Genomic DNA, 17,407 nt, shown 5'->3' on the forward strand with positions numbered 1-17,407 from the left:
CAGTGGCGTCAAACCTGCTTCGCACAGTTCGCTGCAGCAGCGGAATTATTCAGTGGTGCGTTATCTTTTCGATTTATTATTCACCCATCCCAGCCCCTGAGCGAGTTTGGGCGACCGCGATCCCCGCCAAATCCGCGACATTGTTCGCAATTACGCCGATGTCCTTTCGCGGCCATCTTAAGCAACTGACGTGTGCATCATTGTCAGACACCACGACCGCGATTCCCTTGTCTGTTGTGGCGTAGGGTGGTTCAGGCACAGTTTCACGCCACACTTCGATTCGGGTCGCGGTCGTCTGCAGGTCGCCTTCGACCAGAATTAAATCGCTATCGGCGAACAGCACCTGAAAGCTGTCGTATCGTTTCGCTTCGTCGTCGTTTCGCTGGACCGGCACAAAGGCGGCCGTGATTTGAGGCGACAGAATGCCGACCCCCGTTGCACCGGATTCGCGGTGCTGGTGCGAATCTTTGCCGGGCGTGTCCAGTTCGTGGTTGTGGTGGGTGTGCTTGATCGTCGCCACCCGGTAACCCATCCGAGTAAGTTCCTTCACAAGATCGCAGACCAGCGTTGTCTTGCCCGCGTTCTTACGGCCAACAATGTGAATGCGCGGAACCGTTTGGCGCTTCGGGTGCATCATGCAGTCACCACTTGCTCAATTCGCGCTAATTGTTCGGCTTTCACGGTGACCTTCACGCCTTTGAATCCAGGTGTCTTTGACAGCGGGTCCACCTTGTGCGGCACCAGCACGTTCGCTTCGGGATAGTACATCATCACATTGCCCGCTCGAATGTCGTACTCGCGCACCAGAATCATCCGCAGCTCGCCCGATTCACTTTTGACTCGCACCTGCTGGTCATTCTGCAAGCCCATTCGGCGGACGTCTTCGGCGTTCATCAGAATCACGTCCCGACGTTCCTGACCGCGGTACAAATCTTCTTCGTCGTAAACCACGCTGTTAAACTGGCCTTCGGATCGCACCGTGATCAGCCGCAATTCGTTCTCACCGTAATCGTGCGCCGGCAACGGTGGCGCATGAAATCGAGCCTTGCCACTGTCCGTTGGAAACTTGTAGTCAGTAACGGCTCGCCCGGGCACGTGAAATTCGCTTTTCGATTCGTTGATGCCCGCCATATTTTCATAGCCGGGCACAAGATCCGCTATCAATGCGCGAATGGCGGCGTGACTCTTCAGTTCTTCAAAGTCCACGGCGCAGTCGTCGCTTAGCGTTTTTCTGGCGAGGTCAGCCAGAATAGAAACTTCGCTGCGGGGGCCTTCAAACCGAGCCGGGCCGCCGTCGCTCATGCGAACAAAGCTGAACATCGATTCCTGAGTGGTCGCTTGCTGTTCTTCGTCTCGCGGCAGCACGGGCAGTATCAGCGTTTCTTCGCCGAGGCCAAAGGCATGGCCGGTGTTGAGCGTCGTCGACATGTAAACAAGCGTCTTCAGACGATTCATACATTCTTCTGCGTAGTGCAGGTCGGGATTGCTGCCGTAGAGATTGCCGCCCAGGCACAGCGAAAAGTCCATTTCGCCTCGATGAGCCGCCTCCATGCAGGCCATGGTGTCGTAGCCGGGATTGGTCGGAATCTTGATCCCCAGTCGTTCTTCCAGGCGATTTAGCATGGCCGTCTTCAGCGCTGGCGTGACGCCGACGGAACCCAGGCCCTGGACGTTACTATGTCCGCGAATCGGCATCACGCCGGCTTTACGTCGACCCACCATGCCCCGCAGCAACGCAAGATTGGCGATCATCTGCACGTTGTTGGTGCCGTGAAGATGATGAGTAATCCCCATGCACCAACCGAGCACCACATTTTTTGCGGCAGCATATTGAGCAGCGATGTCGTGGATTTGCTCCAGAGTAACTCCACTTTGAGTAACAATGTCATCCCACGAGGTCGCTTCGGCCAGACTGCGGAGATCTTCAAAACCTTCTGTGTGTTGTTGAATGAACGCTGTGTCCTGGTTGTTGTTTTCGAGGACCGCCTTCGCGATGCCCAGCAGCAACGCCATGTCGCCCCCGACATGCGGTTGAATGTAACTGCTCGCGATTTCCGAGCCGAACAGCAGACTGCGGACATCGCTGGGAATGCGAAAGTTCACGAGCCCCAGTTCCTTTACGGGGTTCACCACAATCACCTTGCCACCTCGCCGACGGATCTCCATTAACGCTCGCATGAGTCGAGGATGATTGGAAGACGGGTTCGCACCAATCAGGATATACAGATCCGTGTGCTGCAGATCTTCCAGTTGAACAGTCCCCGCTCCCGTGCCGATGCTCGACCCCAGTCCGACGCCGCTGGCCTGATGGCAGTAGTAGCTGCAATTGTTGACATAATTTGTGCCAAACAGCCGAGACATCAACTGCAGCAGAAACCCGGCTTCGTTGGAAGATCTGCCGCTGGCATAGAAAAAACTGCGCTGCGGTCCGGCGGCCTTCATCGCTTCGGCGGTACGCTGCAGAGCTTCGTCCCAATCGACGGGGCGAAAATGGCTGGCCCCTTTTTCCAAGAGAACGGGCTCGACAATTCGGCCGCAGTGTTCCAATTGCCGTGACGTCAGCGCCTTCAGTTTGTTGACGTCGTATTGCTGCCAGAAGGAGGATGGGATCGCTCCCTGCAGGTCAGACGCCATGGCCTGAAACGACTTCTTGCAGACCTCCGGAAAGTAGCCGCCTTCGTTCACCATGCCGCCAAGCTGCCCGCCCATACCGACGGCGCAGGTCTTGCACGCATTCTTAGAGCGCATTGCCTTCCACATTTTCCACCAGCCAACTCGACTGGCCAGCTTCATGCTGTATCCAATGGCTTTCCACCCACCACCACTGCGAGGACGTTTCATAGTTCGATCTTGTTCTGCGATACCGGTTGCTAACTGAACATGGAAAATACCGGTGATCGCAGCGGTAGTCGAGCGTGTCGAGGGGCCTGCGCGGGAAGGAATTGCAGAAGCAGGAAAGTTGAAACGACTGTCTGCCTTTCCAGCAACCTGAGAACAGCGCGAACACTTAAGGCCTCAACACATGAAAACGCCAGCATGTGTCGCATGCACTCAACGACCGCTGGGTCACCAGAATCGTAGAATGCTTGCGTGATTCATTCGTGTGACAAATGCGGTGGCGACTTGAGCGGCAGTGCAAAAATAGAACCCCCGTATCGGTGACATCCTGTCCCCGTGCTGCGGCAGGATGCCGCAGATCCGTCGGTGCGCTATTTCCCAGCCAATGCTTGAAAGGCAGGACTCGAACATGCCGCGGTTCGAGTCGTGAGACGTGCGACAACGATGCCACGAAGGGCAAACGGTCTTTGGACGACTATTCAGCCAGCGCAAAGTCGACGGTGTTGTCACCAGAATTGACTGTTGCCGTTAACCCCGAGGTCTTCGCGTTTCCAAACTTTCGAGGTATCAGAAGCTTCGGTTCACTCGCCGCCTCTTCCGGCAAGCCAGAACCTTCATCCAGAGCGGTAATCGTTACGCTATGGCTGCCGATCGCTGCTCCGTCTCCGTCGTCGTAAGTTTTCATCTCAAAAGTTCCATCGGCCTGGATCTCGCCTGTAGCCGATGGGCCTCCAGCAGTTGGAGTAAACATGACGGTTCCCGTGGTCACTACGTCACCATTGTACGTGACTTTTCCTGAAACAGGCGCCGTTTCTACTCGGCCGTCATCTGACCCACATCCCATCGTCATGCCGCACAGAAAAACTAGGCATGCGCACCATGAGAAGTAGTTTGTACTGGAAGATTGACGTCGGGGCTGTGGGGAATACTTCATGGGAACAGGCGTGCACCTTTGATATGTCATGGATAAGTAAAATCGCGGAATGAGTCCGGTACTCTGTTCAACGATTCCGATGAAACAGGAATCAGTTGGGTTGCTTGACTTGAGCGACATTTAGGCTGTCGCAACACAACCAGGAACAGTCTCGAAATAGCAATCGGCCCCCGTAACCCCAAATATCTGGTTAAGGGGGCCAGTGTCGTGACAGCCCTGATTTTCGCACTGGAGTGCGTCAGGCCGAAACCCAACAATGTCGTTCGCTCGAGGTTGATCGCTTAGTACTCGCCAACCACTTCACCGCCGGACCGGGTCGCAATGGATTTGAAGACATTCAGGTCCATATTTTCACTCAGAAATCGAGCACTGCCATCGCACAGCAGTGTTTGAGCTCCACCGGTGTGAGTGCTGCGGAATGGTGTCGCATTCGTCAGGAACGAGCCATCGTAGTTGATTGGAAACTGAACGTATTTGTTGTCCAACTGCAGGAATCCGACACCATCACCGTAGTAATAGTATCCCCATGTCCATGGCTGAATTCCGCCCCAGCCTCTTTTCTGAGCGTCCGTCCATCCCTGCGAATCAGAACATTCAGTCGTCAGCATCGTGTTTGTCGTGCCGTCTATAATGTGGGCGATTCGCACTTTGCTGGTGGGATAAATGACGCCGGACGTGCTGTAGTCTCTCGTCGCGGATGATCCAGCGACCAGGTCAACATCCACAGAACCACCGTTGCCTCGATAATGCAGTGCACCATGGCTAACGATCCACGGCAAAGTTGTGTTGGTGATATCGGGACTCCGGTTGCCCAATGGCGACGACGGGCAGGAGAAAGAAGGAATCGGATCGGTGTAAACAGAATCGCTTCCGAAGTGAGGTGCCGTTTCGAAACGCCACGGCATCGATGTGACCAGTGCGTCCGCCGAAAGAGAATTCATCGCCTGATAGCGGTTTGCTTGTTCCAAATACGGAAGAATTCGCCCTGGCCAGCCGACTCGATACCCCGACACTCGTAGCCCGCCCGGCGGGAATACAAGGTTAACATCGTGGTAGTTGTGCATGGCAAGACCAAGCTGCTTGAGATTGTTCTTGCACTGCGTTCGTCGCGCCGCTTCACGAGCCTGCTGAACCGCAGGAAGCAAAAGGGCGATTAGAATGGCAATGATCGCAATGACTACGAGTAACTCGATTAACGTGAACCCACGCTTTGAATGAAGTCTCATTCAAAAACTCTCCTTTGACGATTTGAAGAAAACGCAACTGTTGGTTGGTCGACGGTTAGGCACCGAAAACAACCCGCACAGCCGCGTGTCAGACTGGCTGTTTCGAGGCAACAGACTGCCGACCTATCTCTGTGAACAAGAACTCTAGGCACGTCGCATGCCAAACATGCTCAACGCCCCAAACTAAAAATTACCGTAGGAAACCAAAGGCCTTTCCGACCCATTAAATAGCATTTTTCCTTAGTGCCGGAATCGGCAAACCGGTCACCGCGCACTCGCGAATGCATTAATTTTCGGCATAATTGCCTGCGTATTGGGACCTGCCCATGTTGGGTTCGCCTTAATTCCCCGAACGCGAAACCCGATGGCACTCGAATAAATAAACATAGCGACACCTTCGGGTGCACGTCAATCCACGCCAGGCAAAAACGAGTAGGAGCCATTTCCAAGTGAGAAATGGGCCGAGAGTAGATGGCTGGTTCAAATCGCTAATCCGACAGAGACGTAGCTGGTCAGCGGAAGATGCGTTGCGTGTTAGTCCGAGCGTCGACGTCGCGGTAGCGGTATACCAACGCTGAGTGTGAACGATCGCGGACAGAGGCCGCTCCAATCCAGTGGCCATGCTGCAACCTCTGAACGTGTCGAAGAATTTTTCAGAATTTCCGCCAGGCATCCGTCGCCTTTGCGCCCAGTAGGCCGGATGATAATTTTCCGAGCACACCTAATGGGGCCACCATGTCACGAAGAAATCTCTTTTTCAGATGGCTGAGCACGCGGCGACGACCGAGAAGGCCGTCCGGCCGAACACATGGCGAACAACTGGAGGTGCGGCAACTTCTGTCTGCCACGAATCCACTGCCGCTGGCGTCGCTGGACGGATCGAACGGTGTGCGGCTGGTGACGCCGCGAGGTGATGGGTCCGGCGTTTCCGTGAGCGGCGCGGGGGACGTGAATGGCGACGGCTACGACGATGTCATTGTCGGAGCGTCGTCGAGCGGCAATGCATCAGATGGAGCGGCGTATGTTGTGTTCGGCAGCGGAGCCCCATTCAATCCCTCGTTCGACCTGCTGACGCTGGACGGAGCCAACGGCTTTCGTGTCGACGGGGTTGACGATGGCGATTACACCGGCGTGTCGGTGAGTTCCGCCGGAGACGTCAACGGCGATGGATACAGTGACCTGATCATCGGCGCGTACGGTGTCGACGACGTGATCGATGACCGGAAGTATAGTTACAGTGGAGAAGCGTATGTCGTGTTCGGCAAGGCCGGCGCGTTTCCCGCCGTCTTCAGCCCGAACAGCCTGGACGGCATCAATGGTTTCAAGTTGGATGGAGTCGCTCACCGCGATCACTTTGGTGAAGCGGTGAGCACAGCGGGGGACGTGAACGGCGACGGTTACGACGATCTGCTGGTCGGCGCACCGTTCGCAGAATCCAGCAGTGGGGTCGGCGATGCCTACGTTGTGTTCGGAAAGGCGACCGGGTTTTCCGCCGTCGTTGGCATGACGTCACTGGATGGCAGCAACGGCTTTCTCCTTGACGCCGTCCGCCGCCGCGCCGGGGAGCGTGTCGGGCAATCCGTGAGTGCGGCCGGTGACGTGAATGGCGATGGCGTCGACGACCTGATTATCGGTGCACCCAACGGCGACAACGACCCAAACATTCTCAATGATAACCAGGGAAACAGCTACGTCGTGTTTGGCCGAACAGACGGGTTTGCGGCCACCATTCCTCTGGCTGATCTGAACGGGACGAATGGTTTTCGTCTGGAAGGTATTGACATTAACGATCAGTCCGGCGGGTCCGTCAGTGGGGCCGGCGACGTCAACGGCGACGGGATTGTGGACCTGATCATCGGAGCTCGCTCAGCTGAACCCGGTACCAACGACGGATCCAACGAAGGCGAAGCCTACGTGGTGTTCGGAACAGATTCCGGCTTCCCGGCTTCGATGAAGCTGGCAGATTTGAACGGCACTAATGGCTTCCGCGTCAGCGGCATTGATCCGCACGACGAGGCCGGCAAATCGGTGAGTGGTGCCGGGGATGTGAATGGCGATGGGTACGACGATTTGATTATCGGGGCTCACCGCGCCGGAATTAACGGAGAAAGCTACGTCGTATTCGGGAAGGGAGCAGCGTTTGGCGCGGAATTCCGACTGTCTGACATCGACGGCACCAATGGCTTTCGAATCGATGGCGCTTCCGCTGGCGATCTGTCGGGCGGCGCAGTCGGTGGTGCGGGCGACGTGAACGGTGACGGCTTCGACGACCTTATCATCGGAGCGATTGGGGGCGGTGCTCCCACGGCTGGCGAGAGCTACATCGTGTTTGGTGGCAACTTCACTGGCGGCGTTGAAACGCAGGTCGGGACGAACGGGCCGGACACTTTGACCGCCGATCGGGGCGTTATCGTCACCGACATTCTGATCGGGGGCCACGGTTCAGACATCTTATACAGCGACGGCGGGCCAGATGTCCTGATAGGCGGTCACGGAGACGATTTCCTAAGCATCCTGAACGCAGATTTCAGCGGTGTCCGCCGAGTGCGCGGCGGTCGCGGGTTTGACACGCTGCGCATCCGTCGCGGCAGCGTCCCTGTTTTCCTGAACTTCACGAATATTGCTGACAACCGAATTACGGGGATTGAGCTGATTGACATCGTCGACACGCAAAACAGCGTGACGCTCAATCATTGGGAAGTGCTGAATCTGTCCAACATCTCGAACACACTCACCGTGTACCGATCCAACGGCGCGACAGTGGATTACGGGACAGGCTGGACGCAACAGGCGAACCTGCTGTGGAATTCCAGAACGTATGAAGTGTTCACTCAAGGAGCCGCCACGCTTCAGATTTATACTGCGCCGACGGTTTCGCTGGCCGCTTCTTCTGCGTCTGTTGTGGAAGATGGAAGCGGTAACCTTGTCTACACATTCACTCGCGATGTCGCAACCGGGCCGTTGACGGTCGACTTCGCCGTCAGCGGATCGGCGGCGTTCAGCACCGACTATTCTCAGACGGGCGCTTCAGCGTTTTCTGCCAACTCGGGATCAGTCACCTTCGCCGCAGGCCAGACAGTCGCCACAGTGACCGTTTCGCCGACGGCAGACAACCTCGTGGAACTGAGCGAAACGGTCAACCTGACTCTGCTGCAGCATCCCAATCAGTTGTACCTGGTCGGCTCACAACTTGCTGCCAGCGGGACGATCACCGATGACGACGCGGCAACTTTTCGCGTCAACGACGTGACTGTTAACGAAGACGCGGCGACCATGCGTTTTGATGTGTCGACGTCCAACCCTGTCGATACTTCCGTTTTTGTTCAGGTCACTTTCACGGGCACCACAGCGAGCGGCGGAACGGCATCCGGCGACAACACCGATTTTGTTTCGACAACACAGACAGTGATTTTCGGTGCAGGCGACGCCAACAGCAAGTTTGTGTTCGTGCCGATTGTTGATGACGACCTGGTCGAGCTCACCGAATCGTTTTCAATCTCGCTCTCAACAACTTCGCCTCTTGGAACTCGGGTCGCAGACTTCAGCGATGTCGGCACCGGAGAAATTGTTGACAACGACACTGCCACCTTCACCATCAACGATGTGACCGTGCATGAAACGGACGGCACGACCACGTTTACGTTGTCGCTGGACAAGGCTCTGGACATGGCCGCCGATCTGGACGTTGTCTACACCGACAACACCGCCGTGGGGGCGAGCGGTGGCATTGGCGCTGATTATGACAACGACGCCGACAGAGTCACGTTCCCTGCTGGCAGCACGACGGACGTGCAGGTCACGGTGGCCATCACCGACGACAACGTGGTGACGGGCGAACGCACTTTCACGGCCGCGTTGAATCTTGTGACAGACGTCGGTGCACGCAGAGTTGTCCTGACCGACACCGGACAAGGCACAATTCTGGATAATGCTGCAGCGTTTACCATTTCTGATGTCACGGTGGATGAGGACGCTGGAAACGCGACGTTTACGATCTCTCTGGATAATCCGCTCGACATTCCAGTCGACATCGATGTCAGCTATGCAGACGGAACAGCAATCGGAGCGGCCGACGGAACTTCGGCCGACTTTGCCAACGATGTCAGTACAGTTCGATTCGAGGCAGGTGAAACGGATGACAAAACCATCACCGTCGCGATTACGGACGATGACACTGTCGAAGGCACTCAGACCTTCAGCGCAATGCTCAGTACGAATACTGAGCTGGGGTTGAGAACCGTTTTGCTAGATGACACCGCTACAGGCACAATCACCGACAACGACACGGCTGGCTACTCAGTTTCGAAGACTCAAACAACTTTGACCGAAGCCGGAACATCGGACACCTTCGACGTGGTACTGACTTCTCAACCGCTTACTGACGTGACATTCGAGATCACCTCTGAAGATACCAGCGAAGCCATCGTGTCGCACGAAACACTCACATTCACGCCAGCGAACTGGAATGAAAGCCAAACAGTGACCGTGACGGGCGTTGCCGATTCAGAGATTGACGGTGACAAAACGACCACGATCACAGTCTCAGTGCAAGCCGCTGAAAGTGACGTCTTTTTCCAAGACCTTGACGATTCCTTCATCACTGCGACGACGACGGATTTGGACACTGGAGGCAACATCGATGGCGACACCGACTTCGACGCCAACGATTCCTTCCTGATTCACCTCACAAATCTTGCCGGGACAGATGAGCAGGTCAATCAATCAAAAGGAAGTAGTTCACTCTCGCCAGTAGAGATTCGAAACCGCATCGCGAATCTCAAAGTCCAGGCGGATGTCGACGGCGATGGAGACTTCGACGCCAATGATTCTTTTCTGATCCATCTTGTAAAACTGTCTGGCACGAACCAGCAAATCGATTTATCGCGTGGCGGCAGCTCGCTGACGGCAGACCAGATTCGCGCCAACATCGATGCACTTGGCACCCCGTCCTCCACTATTAACAGAAATTCGAAACGCATCGCTGCTGCGAAGCCTGAAGACACTTTCGACCAGACCACACCTGCGCAGATGCTTTCATCGACGAAGACCACCAAGCGTGAACGGCTTTTTGCGGAGCTGGAACTCATCAACCAAGCGACTCAACATCCACAGCGAAGTACCATGCCCGGTGAAAGCTCGGAATCTGACACCGTTAACTTTTCGGAAAAAACATTCCGATCCTGGATCGACTCAATTTGATTGTTCGAGAGATTCCCAGACGGAGCGAAGTCGCGGCGTTTGCACGGAAACGTGCATACATTCCGTGCAGTCTGCGGCTCACATGCGTATGAAAGGCAATAACAAGTTCACAAGTACCGAGTTCGGCCTGAGAGACAGCAGCTTGGCCTATTGAATCATTGAAGGCGTGCAGCATTTGCAGGTCAATTCCATGCTGCCCCAGCCAAAGGTGTAACCCAGCCGGATCTATATTTTGGACTGGGCTGATGCCGTGGTCCATTTGCGTTGACTTTGGATTGTCCCTTCGCCACGCAAATGATTCACTCGTTGATTGAAGACTTGCCCACCATAACGACACCTCTTCACCGGCGCGCGACAGCTCTAACAATGTGAGGTGGCACCTTACTCAAGCCTATATGTTCCTTAAGCGAGGATTCAGATGATGCCCAACGGGCGAAAAACCACTCGCTGAGCTGAACGAGCAACCGGTACTGCGGAGTTAGACGCGCAAGCGTACTTTAACGCGAGCTTCCAATTGAATAAAGACTCGTGACCGGTCTAGAGTCATCGCGCACGTTGCTTGCCATTATAGCGATTTGATGATCTACTGGAGGTCAGAGGCAGGGCCAGCGCATACTAAGTTGTTTTGCCGGTAAGGATTTGCATCAAATAGTCAATGTTCCATCCGGCCATTCTTCTTTTCATGACGTTGCTTTGTTTGCCAGGATGTTTCTTGATGAGGCTGAGTGTGAGTCGTCTGAGCCATGACAAATTGTTCGCGAAGATTCGGTTTCGGACTCGACTCTCATCCTCGCGGTAGGTCATGTCGAGACTCCAGTGCAGCGTGTTTTCTATGGCCCAGTGACCACGAACCGTTGTTGCGAACAGCTCGCCTTTGCGACGCAGACTGCTGATGTAGTAGCGAACGTCAGAATGATGAATGCCGTCCTGCTCGTACATTCGGATCGCCGTTCCGATGGTCTTGAGTCCGGCCCATTTGTGGCCCACGTCAAAATCGACAGGCACGGTCGCCTGATAGTAGATTCTCTGTTCCTGCCGACCGTGTCCCTTCTCTGTTTCTTCATAGCGACTGACGGGACAGCGAGCGAAGTCATCCTCCAGGTGATCGAGAAAAAACTTCTGCACGACCTCATAGAGTTTCGGTTGGTTGCCTTTCAGGGCTAACACATAGTCTGCATTGCCAGACACGATCTGCTGCGCAATGTTTTTTTGACAACCCGCTGCGTCAATCGTAATGATCGCCTCATCGATATTGATTTCGTTCAGTAATTTCGGGATCGCGGTGATCTCGTTCGACTTCTCTTCCGTCGCCACCTGTCCCAGAGAAATCCCCTGATCAGAAGCCCACGCACTCACGATGAACAACGCACCCAGCCCATTCTTTTTGTCATGTGATCGACGGAGTGCTTTGCCATCAATCGCAATCTGTTTTCTGTAGCCTTCTTTCTGTTCGTCGGAAAGTCCTTCCAGCGATTCAATCCATTGCACGAAGCACGCTTGAAAGTCGTTCGGCTTCAGGAGAGAAAGGACGCGCCGGTACGTATCTTTTTTCGGAATGCCATGCGGAAGTGCCAGGTGTTTCTGCAGGCCATCGGCATTCAGTCGCGCCCATTCCGCAATCGCACTGGGGCCGTCGGCGTTGGCCAGCACTCCGCAAATGGCGATCACAATCACATCACCAAGCAGATGCAGACGATTGATGTTGGAACGCGGGTCTTTCAATTGATCAAAGTAATGAACAATGTTTCCTGTCAGCTCCTGGGTGACCGCCAGTTCAACTGTCGACATCTCTTGTCCTCTCCTCGTGAAGTCCGATGTTACGACACGAAAAGACTAACCAATACTCACTTGTCGCGCCAGCCTAAATTGCCCAAAGTGCGCGCTGGCCCTGAGGTCAGAGGCCTCCGTGTATTTCGGTCGAATTAAGGGACAGCAATGCCAGACATCATGTACGCTTACCTTGTAACATTTGGGTGGGCCATTGTTGGTTCGGTGTCGATGGGGATTGGAATCATCATTACATTGAAAATGTTCGATTGGTCAACTCGCGACGTGGACGAATGGGAGCTCGTGAAGCAGGGCAACATTCCAATAGCGATCATACTTGCCGCAGTTGTACTATCGCTTGGCATCGTGGTTTCGTCAGTAATTACGCCATGAAGTACTTAGCGCTGCTCTTCACAATCTTAATAACTGGAGTTGCTCAGGCACATTCTGGTGGGACAGATGCCCGCGGCGGTCACTACGACAGAAAGAACGGCGGTTATCACTTTGATGGTGGCGGTGGTCAAAGCTCCAGCACGGCCCAGCGCATATCTGCCCTCAAATCGAACTTTGGAAGCAATTTCGACACGTATTCCAGCGTACCGAAATCGTCAGAAGAACGTCACACGGAATTGAAGCCTAACGCTCGCTTACGCCCGCGTGACGTTTCGCCAAGATCGAAAGTTAGAACTGCAGCAAGATCTTCACCACGCGTGAGTTCGAGGGATCGGGTGCGCGTAAGGACTCCCCGTGAAAAACCGCCGTCTTTGTTGGAATACGTTGCACCGGACGTACCTCGCCATGAAATTCTGAACAAGGAAGACCACATAGGTGTACCAAAGTACTCGATAGCCGTTGACTACGACACCGGAATGCCAAGACCGACCAAGGATGCACTGGAACGGCTCGTCACACAACTAGCTGAAAAGAAACGTGCCGAGGCGGAGATACGGCTCCCTCGCGGAACTCATGCGAATGCAGTGTGGGCAAAACTACTGATCTTGCCTAACCATTCGAGAACCGACTTCATGCCATACGGAACTGATTTCGAAGTTTTCGGCATCCAAAAATTCCGCAATGAAAATGCGATTCAAGTGTTCGTTTATCCGGGAAGTGGCTCACTGCCAACGGAACACGAATTGACAAGGTATGCCGACGGAATTGACTTGCCGGCTCGCCAGCTTGTCCTCTTCTATTTACCGCGAATGAATCCCGCAGCGGGCTGTTGGGCGATGTATCGAGTTGGCGGCCGCGGCACTTTTCGGATCTACCCTGAACGGGTGCCTGAACCTTGGCAGGAGTCCTGACGCCCCAGCATTTCGTCCCATTTGCTTAAAATCTTGAAGTCCATCCGGCGCAGCAGTTGGACGAAATCGCAAAAGGCGGCAGGAACCTGCAAACGTCCGGATTTGCCGAAACTTCAGCCTAGGATTTCGTAATTTTGCGTCATCAGGACGCCGCCAAGCGTAAAATATTCTGCGCTGGCGCGGCAGCGGTCTTACTCTAACCTATTGGCCCCCCGCCAAGTAGCAGTCCGTAGCAACACATACCCTCCTTCCATCGAAGACCTGCCATGTCACGACTCCTCAGAAACAATCTGCCTGCGCTGCTGGCCGTGTTGCCGGTCTTGGCAGTGTCGCCCGGTATTCATGCTGACGAAGCCGATGCGATTTCGTACAACCAGGACGTGCGGCCGATTCTGTCGAACAATTGCTTTGCCTGTCATGGCCCGGACCCGGAAGATCGTCAGGCGGACGCTCGGCTGGACGTTCCCGATGAGATCGACCTGGACGAAGTTTTGAGTCGGATCACGGAAACCGATCCCGAGATCGTGATGCCGCCGCCACACACGAATAAAAAGCTCTCAAAAAAGCAGATTTCGATTTTGAAGCAATGGATTGCGGACGGAGCAAAATATGAAACTCATTGGGCCTTTCTTCCGCCGAAGGAGCATGACCTACCCGCCGTCAACGACGCTGCATGGAATGACCACGCGATCGACCGGTTTGTGCGAAAGCGGTTGCAGCGCCAGAAACTACAGCCGAACAAGCCCGCCGACAAACGCACGCTGATTCGCCGAGTCACGCTGGACCTGACCGGTCTGCCGCCGACCTTGGAAGATGTGCGAGCGTTCGCAAACGACAATTCACCGGACGCGTATGAAAAGCTGGTGGACCGCCTGCTGAAGTCGCCGCACTTTGGCGAACACATGGCTCGCTACTGGCTGGACGTTGTTCGCTTCGCTGACACCAACGGTCTGCATCATGATCATTATCGCGAAATGACCCCGTATCGAGACTGGGTGATTCGGTCATTCAACGACAACCTGCCGTTTCGGGATTTTGTGATTGATCAAATTGCCGGCGATCTGCACGAACAACCGACGACTGACCAAAAGATTGCGTCCGGCTTCAACAGGCTGCATCTGATCATCGATCGCGGCACGGCGTTGCCGGAAGAAAGTTTTATGCGCAACGTTGTTGACCGTGTCTCATCGGTCGGGACGGCGTTTCTGGGGCTGACGCTGGAATGTGCCGTCTGCCACGACCACAAGTACGACCCGATTACTCAGCGAGACTTCTACCAGTTCTACGCCTTCTTCAACAACTTCGATGGGGGCCCGGAAACCGGTGGGCGACGCGGCCTGGACTTTCAACGAGGACTACAGGAACCGTACATCGAATTGCCGACCGACGAACAAAAGCAACGTCGCGAACAACTGCAAAAAGAAGTCGCCGATCTGAACATGCAACTGGCGGCAGCCACCGACGAAGCGACAAAGAAGAGCCTGCAAACGAACGCTGCCGCAAAGCAAAAGGAACTGGATGACCTGATTCTGTCCATCCCCGCGACGCTGGTGATGAAGGAGCGTGACGAGGTCCGGCCGACTCATATTTTGGTGCGAGGAAACTATGATCAGCCGGGCGAACTGGTCGAACGCCACACGCCCGGTTTTCTGCCGCCCATGAATACGACCGGCGATAAGCTAAAAACGCGAATGGATTTGGCTCAGTGGTTAGTGGCCAAGTCAAATCCGTTGACGGCACGAGTCGCCGTGAACCGTTTCTGGCAGCAGTTGTTCGGTGTCGGTCTGGTAGCGTCCTCAGAAGACTTTGGTGCTCAGGGCGAACCGCCCAGCCATCCGGAATTGCTGGACCATCTCACGCTGCGGTTTGTCGAATCCGGCTGGGACGTGAGGTCGCTGCTGAAGTTCATCGTGATGTCTCGCACATATCAACAGTCGTCTCAGGACGAACGCGAACACTTCATCGCCGATCCGAACAACCGCCTGCTTGCGCGAGGCTCTCGGTTTCGCTACGACGCCGAAGTGATTCGCGATCAGGTGCTGTCTGTCAGCGGTCTGTTGAATGATTCGTTGTACGGCAAGAGCGTCAAACCGCCTCAACCGGAGGGCTTGTGGAAGATTGTCGCGATGCCATTTTCCTACCCTCGCATCTACGAACCGGACACGGGTGACAAGATCTACCGTCGCAGCGTGTACTCATTCTGGAAGCGAGGTTTGCCGCCGCCACAGATGACGATCTTTGATGCTCCCACGCGCGAAGCCTGCACGGCTCGCCGCGAACGCACGAACACGCCTCTACAGGCGCTGGTTCTGATGAACGAGCAACAGTATTTCCAGGCGGCAATGACACTGGCGGATTCGCTGTTAAAGCAGTCCGCTCTTGACGATCAACAACGAGTGGCCGCGGCATACGAAAGAATCACATCACGACAGCCGGACACCGCGACCGTGGCGACACTCACCGATGCGTTGCAGCAGTTTCGAATGGTGTACGAAGAAAACGCCGACGCCGCGAATAAGATGTTCGCGGCGGCCGAATCGAATCAGTTGAAACTTGCGAGCGAACCGAACAACAAGTCGGAACTGGCAGCGCTAACCATGATCGTTCATTCACTACTGAATCTGGATGTGACGAAAACACGCGAGTAGTTTGCGAGAGTCAAACCACGGAAAGTGACAACCATGCACCCCATCGAACAATTTCAACAGCTCGACAATCGCCGCCGGTTTCTTCGGCGTTCGGCCATGGGGCTCGGTTCCACAGCCGCCGCGTCACTGCTCGCTCAGGTTCAGGCGGGAACCGCAGACGCGCGGACTCATTTCCCGGCGAAAGCGAAGCGAGTCATCTTTCTGTTTATGGCCGGAGCACCCAGCCAGCTGGACTTGTTCGACGAAAAACCGGACCTGCACCGACAGTTCAACAAGCCTCTTCCCGCCAGCGTCAGTAACGGTCAACGCGTCACTGCCATGACGAAGGGCAAAGAACAAATTGTCGCGCCGTCTATGTTTACTTTCGCTCCGCGAGGGCAAAGCGGGATGCGAATGAGTGAACTGCTGCCGCATTTGGGCGGTGTGGCTGACGACCTGTGCATCATCAAATCGCTGAACACAGATGCCATCAACCATGACCCAGCCAAGACGCTGTTCTGCACAGGTTCGCAGATTCCCGGCAAGGCGAGCCTCGGCGCCTGGTTGAGTTACGGTCTCGGACGAATGAACCAGAACCTGCCCGATTTTGTCGTGTTGAATTCAGCCTTCTGGACGGGCGGCACCGGCAACGTGCAGGCTTTGTACAGTCGACTGTGGGGTTCGGGATTTTTGCCGTCTAAGCATCAGGGGGTTTCCTTTCAGCCATCGGGCGATCCGGTTCTGTTTTTGTCGAACCCAGCCGGCGTGACTCGCGAAAGTCGGCAGAAGATGTTGCACCTGGTCACAAAGTTAAACCAACAGCATCTGGCCGAAGCCGGCGACCCGGAAATCCAGACCACGATCGCTCAACAGGAAATGGCGTTCCGCATGCAGGCGTCGGTGCCGGAACTAACAGACCTGTCTGGCGAACCAGAACACATTCTGGACATGTACGGCCCGGAAGCCACCAAGAGCGGTTCATTCGCCCGCAACTGCCTTCTGGCACGCCGCATGGTGGAACGCGACGTTCGGTTTGTGCAGCTGTTCCATCGCGGCTGGGACCATCATGTAGGCCTGCCGAAAAAAATCCGCGGCCAGGCGTACGACGTCGATCAACCAGCCGCCGCTTTGATTAAAGACCTTAAGCAAAGAGGCCTGCTGGATGAGACGCTGATTGTCTTTGGGGGCGAGTTCGGCCGAACGACGTACGGCCAGGGCCAGCTGCAACGCGACAACTACGGTCGCGACCACCACCCGCGCTGCTTCAGCGTGTGGCTGGCAGGCGGTGGCGTGAAGGGCGGCATGACGTACGGCGAAACGGACGAATACAGCTACAACATCATCAACAACCCCGTTCACATTCGCGACCTGAACGCCACGATCCTGCATCAGCTGGGCCTCGACAACACAAAGCTAAGCTTTCCGTTCCGAGGCCTCGACCAACGACTCACCGGCGTGGAAGAGGCTCACGTTGTGAAGGACATTCTGACGTAGTTGTCCGAGGCGGCGCGG

The 17,407-nt window shown here is 55.3% G+C and carries 9 protein-coding genes and 1 pseudogene; 5 read left to right on the plus strand and 5 right to left on the minus strand.

What is annotated here, in order from left to right; all coding sequences use genetic code 11:
* Positions 1–76 precede the first annotated feature (76 nt).
* The 4 genes from mobB to Fuma_RS15565 all read right to left on the minus strand — a co-directional run bounded on the left by mobB (position 77) and on the right by Fuma_RS15565 (position 4,998).
* The gene (mobB, locus tag Fuma_RS15550) at positions 77–637 is read right to left on the minus strand and encodes a molybdopterin-guanine dinucleotide biosynthesis protein B (protein WP_077024932.1); all 561 of its coding nucleotides are present in this window, start codon (positions 635–637) and stop codon (positions 77–79) included.
* Positions 634–2,841 (minus strand): FdhF/YdeP family oxidoreductase, encoded by a 2,208-nt coding sequence (locus tag Fuma_RS15555; protein WP_077024933.1) that lies wholly within the window; start codon positions 2,839–2,841, stop codon positions 634–636. Before Fuma_RS15555 ends, mobB begins: the two co-directional genes overlap by 4 nt.
* A 472-nt stretch (positions 2,842–3,313) precedes the next feature.
* Positions 3,314–3,589 (minus strand): hypothetical protein, encoded by a 276-nt coding sequence (locus tag Fuma_RS15560; RefSeq protein WP_145944201.1) that lies wholly within the window; start codon positions 3,587–3,589, stop codon positions 3,314–3,316.
* A 464-nt stretch (positions 3,590–4,053) separates the two neighbouring features.
* Positions 4,054–4,998 (minus strand): DUF1559 domain-containing protein, encoded by a 945-nt coding sequence (locus Fuma_RS15565; RefSeq protein WP_077024934.1) that lies wholly within the window; start codon positions 4,996–4,998, stop codon positions 4,054–4,056.
* An 864-nt stretch (positions 4,999–5,862) separates the two neighbouring features.
* On the opposite strand from Fuma_RS15565, the pseudogene Fuma_RS15570 reads away from it, so the two are divergent.
* Positions 5,863–10,197 (plus strand): annotated as a pseudogene (locus tag Fuma_RS15570) (beta strand repeat-containing protein); the annotation flags it as partial.
* Between the two features lie 615 nt (positions 10,198–10,812).
* Here the strand turns inward: Fuma_RS15570 and Fuma_RS15575 are convergent.
* The gene (locus Fuma_RS15575) at positions 10,813–11,985 is read right to left on the minus strand and encodes an ISAs1 family transposase (protein WP_077022421.1); all 1,173 of its coding nucleotides are present in this window, start codon (positions 11,983–11,985) and stop codon (positions 10,813–10,815) included.
* Between the two features lie 147 nt (positions 11,986–12,132).
* Here Fuma_RS15575 and Fuma_RS15580 point away from each other — a divergent pair, with 147 nt between their 5' ends.
* From Fuma_RS15580 to Fuma_RS15595, 4 genes are all read left to right on the plus strand, one after another.
* Positions 12,133–12,357: a DUF350 domain-containing protein gene (locus Fuma_RS15580; RefSeq protein ID WP_077024936.1), complete on the plus strand. Its 225-nt coding sequence runs from the start codon at positions 12,133–12,135 to the stop codon at positions 12,355–12,357.
* Positions 12,354–13,268 carry a YHYH domain-containing protein gene (locus Fuma_RS34595; protein WP_158521021.1) on the plus strand — a complete coding sequence of 305 codons (915 nt, stop codon included), beginning with the start codon at positions 12,354–12,356 and terminating at the stop codon, positions 13,266–13,268. The genes Fuma_RS15580 and Fuma_RS34595 overlap by 4 nt, the downstream gene beginning before the upstream one ends.
* A 266-nt stretch (positions 13,269–13,534) precedes the next feature.
* Positions 13,535–15,916 (plus strand): PSD1 and planctomycete cytochrome C domain-containing protein, encoded by a 2,382-nt coding sequence (locus tag Fuma_RS15590; RefSeq protein WP_077024938.1) that lies wholly within the window; start codon positions 13,535–13,537, stop codon positions 15,914–15,916.
* Between the two features lie 33 nt (positions 15,917–15,949).
* Positions 15,950–17,389: a DUF1501 domain-containing protein gene (locus tag Fuma_RS15595; protein ID WP_077024939.1), complete on the plus strand. Its 1,440-nt coding sequence runs from the start codon at positions 15,950–15,952 to the stop codon at positions 17,387–17,389.
* The last annotated feature ends 18 nt before the right edge of the window (positions 17,390–17,407 follow it).

This window comes from Fuerstiella marisgermanici (genome assembly GCF_001983935.1).
Taxonomy (GTDB): Bacteria; Planctomycetota; Planctomycetia; order Planctomycetales; family Planctomycetaceae; genus Fuerstiella; species Fuerstiella marisgermanici.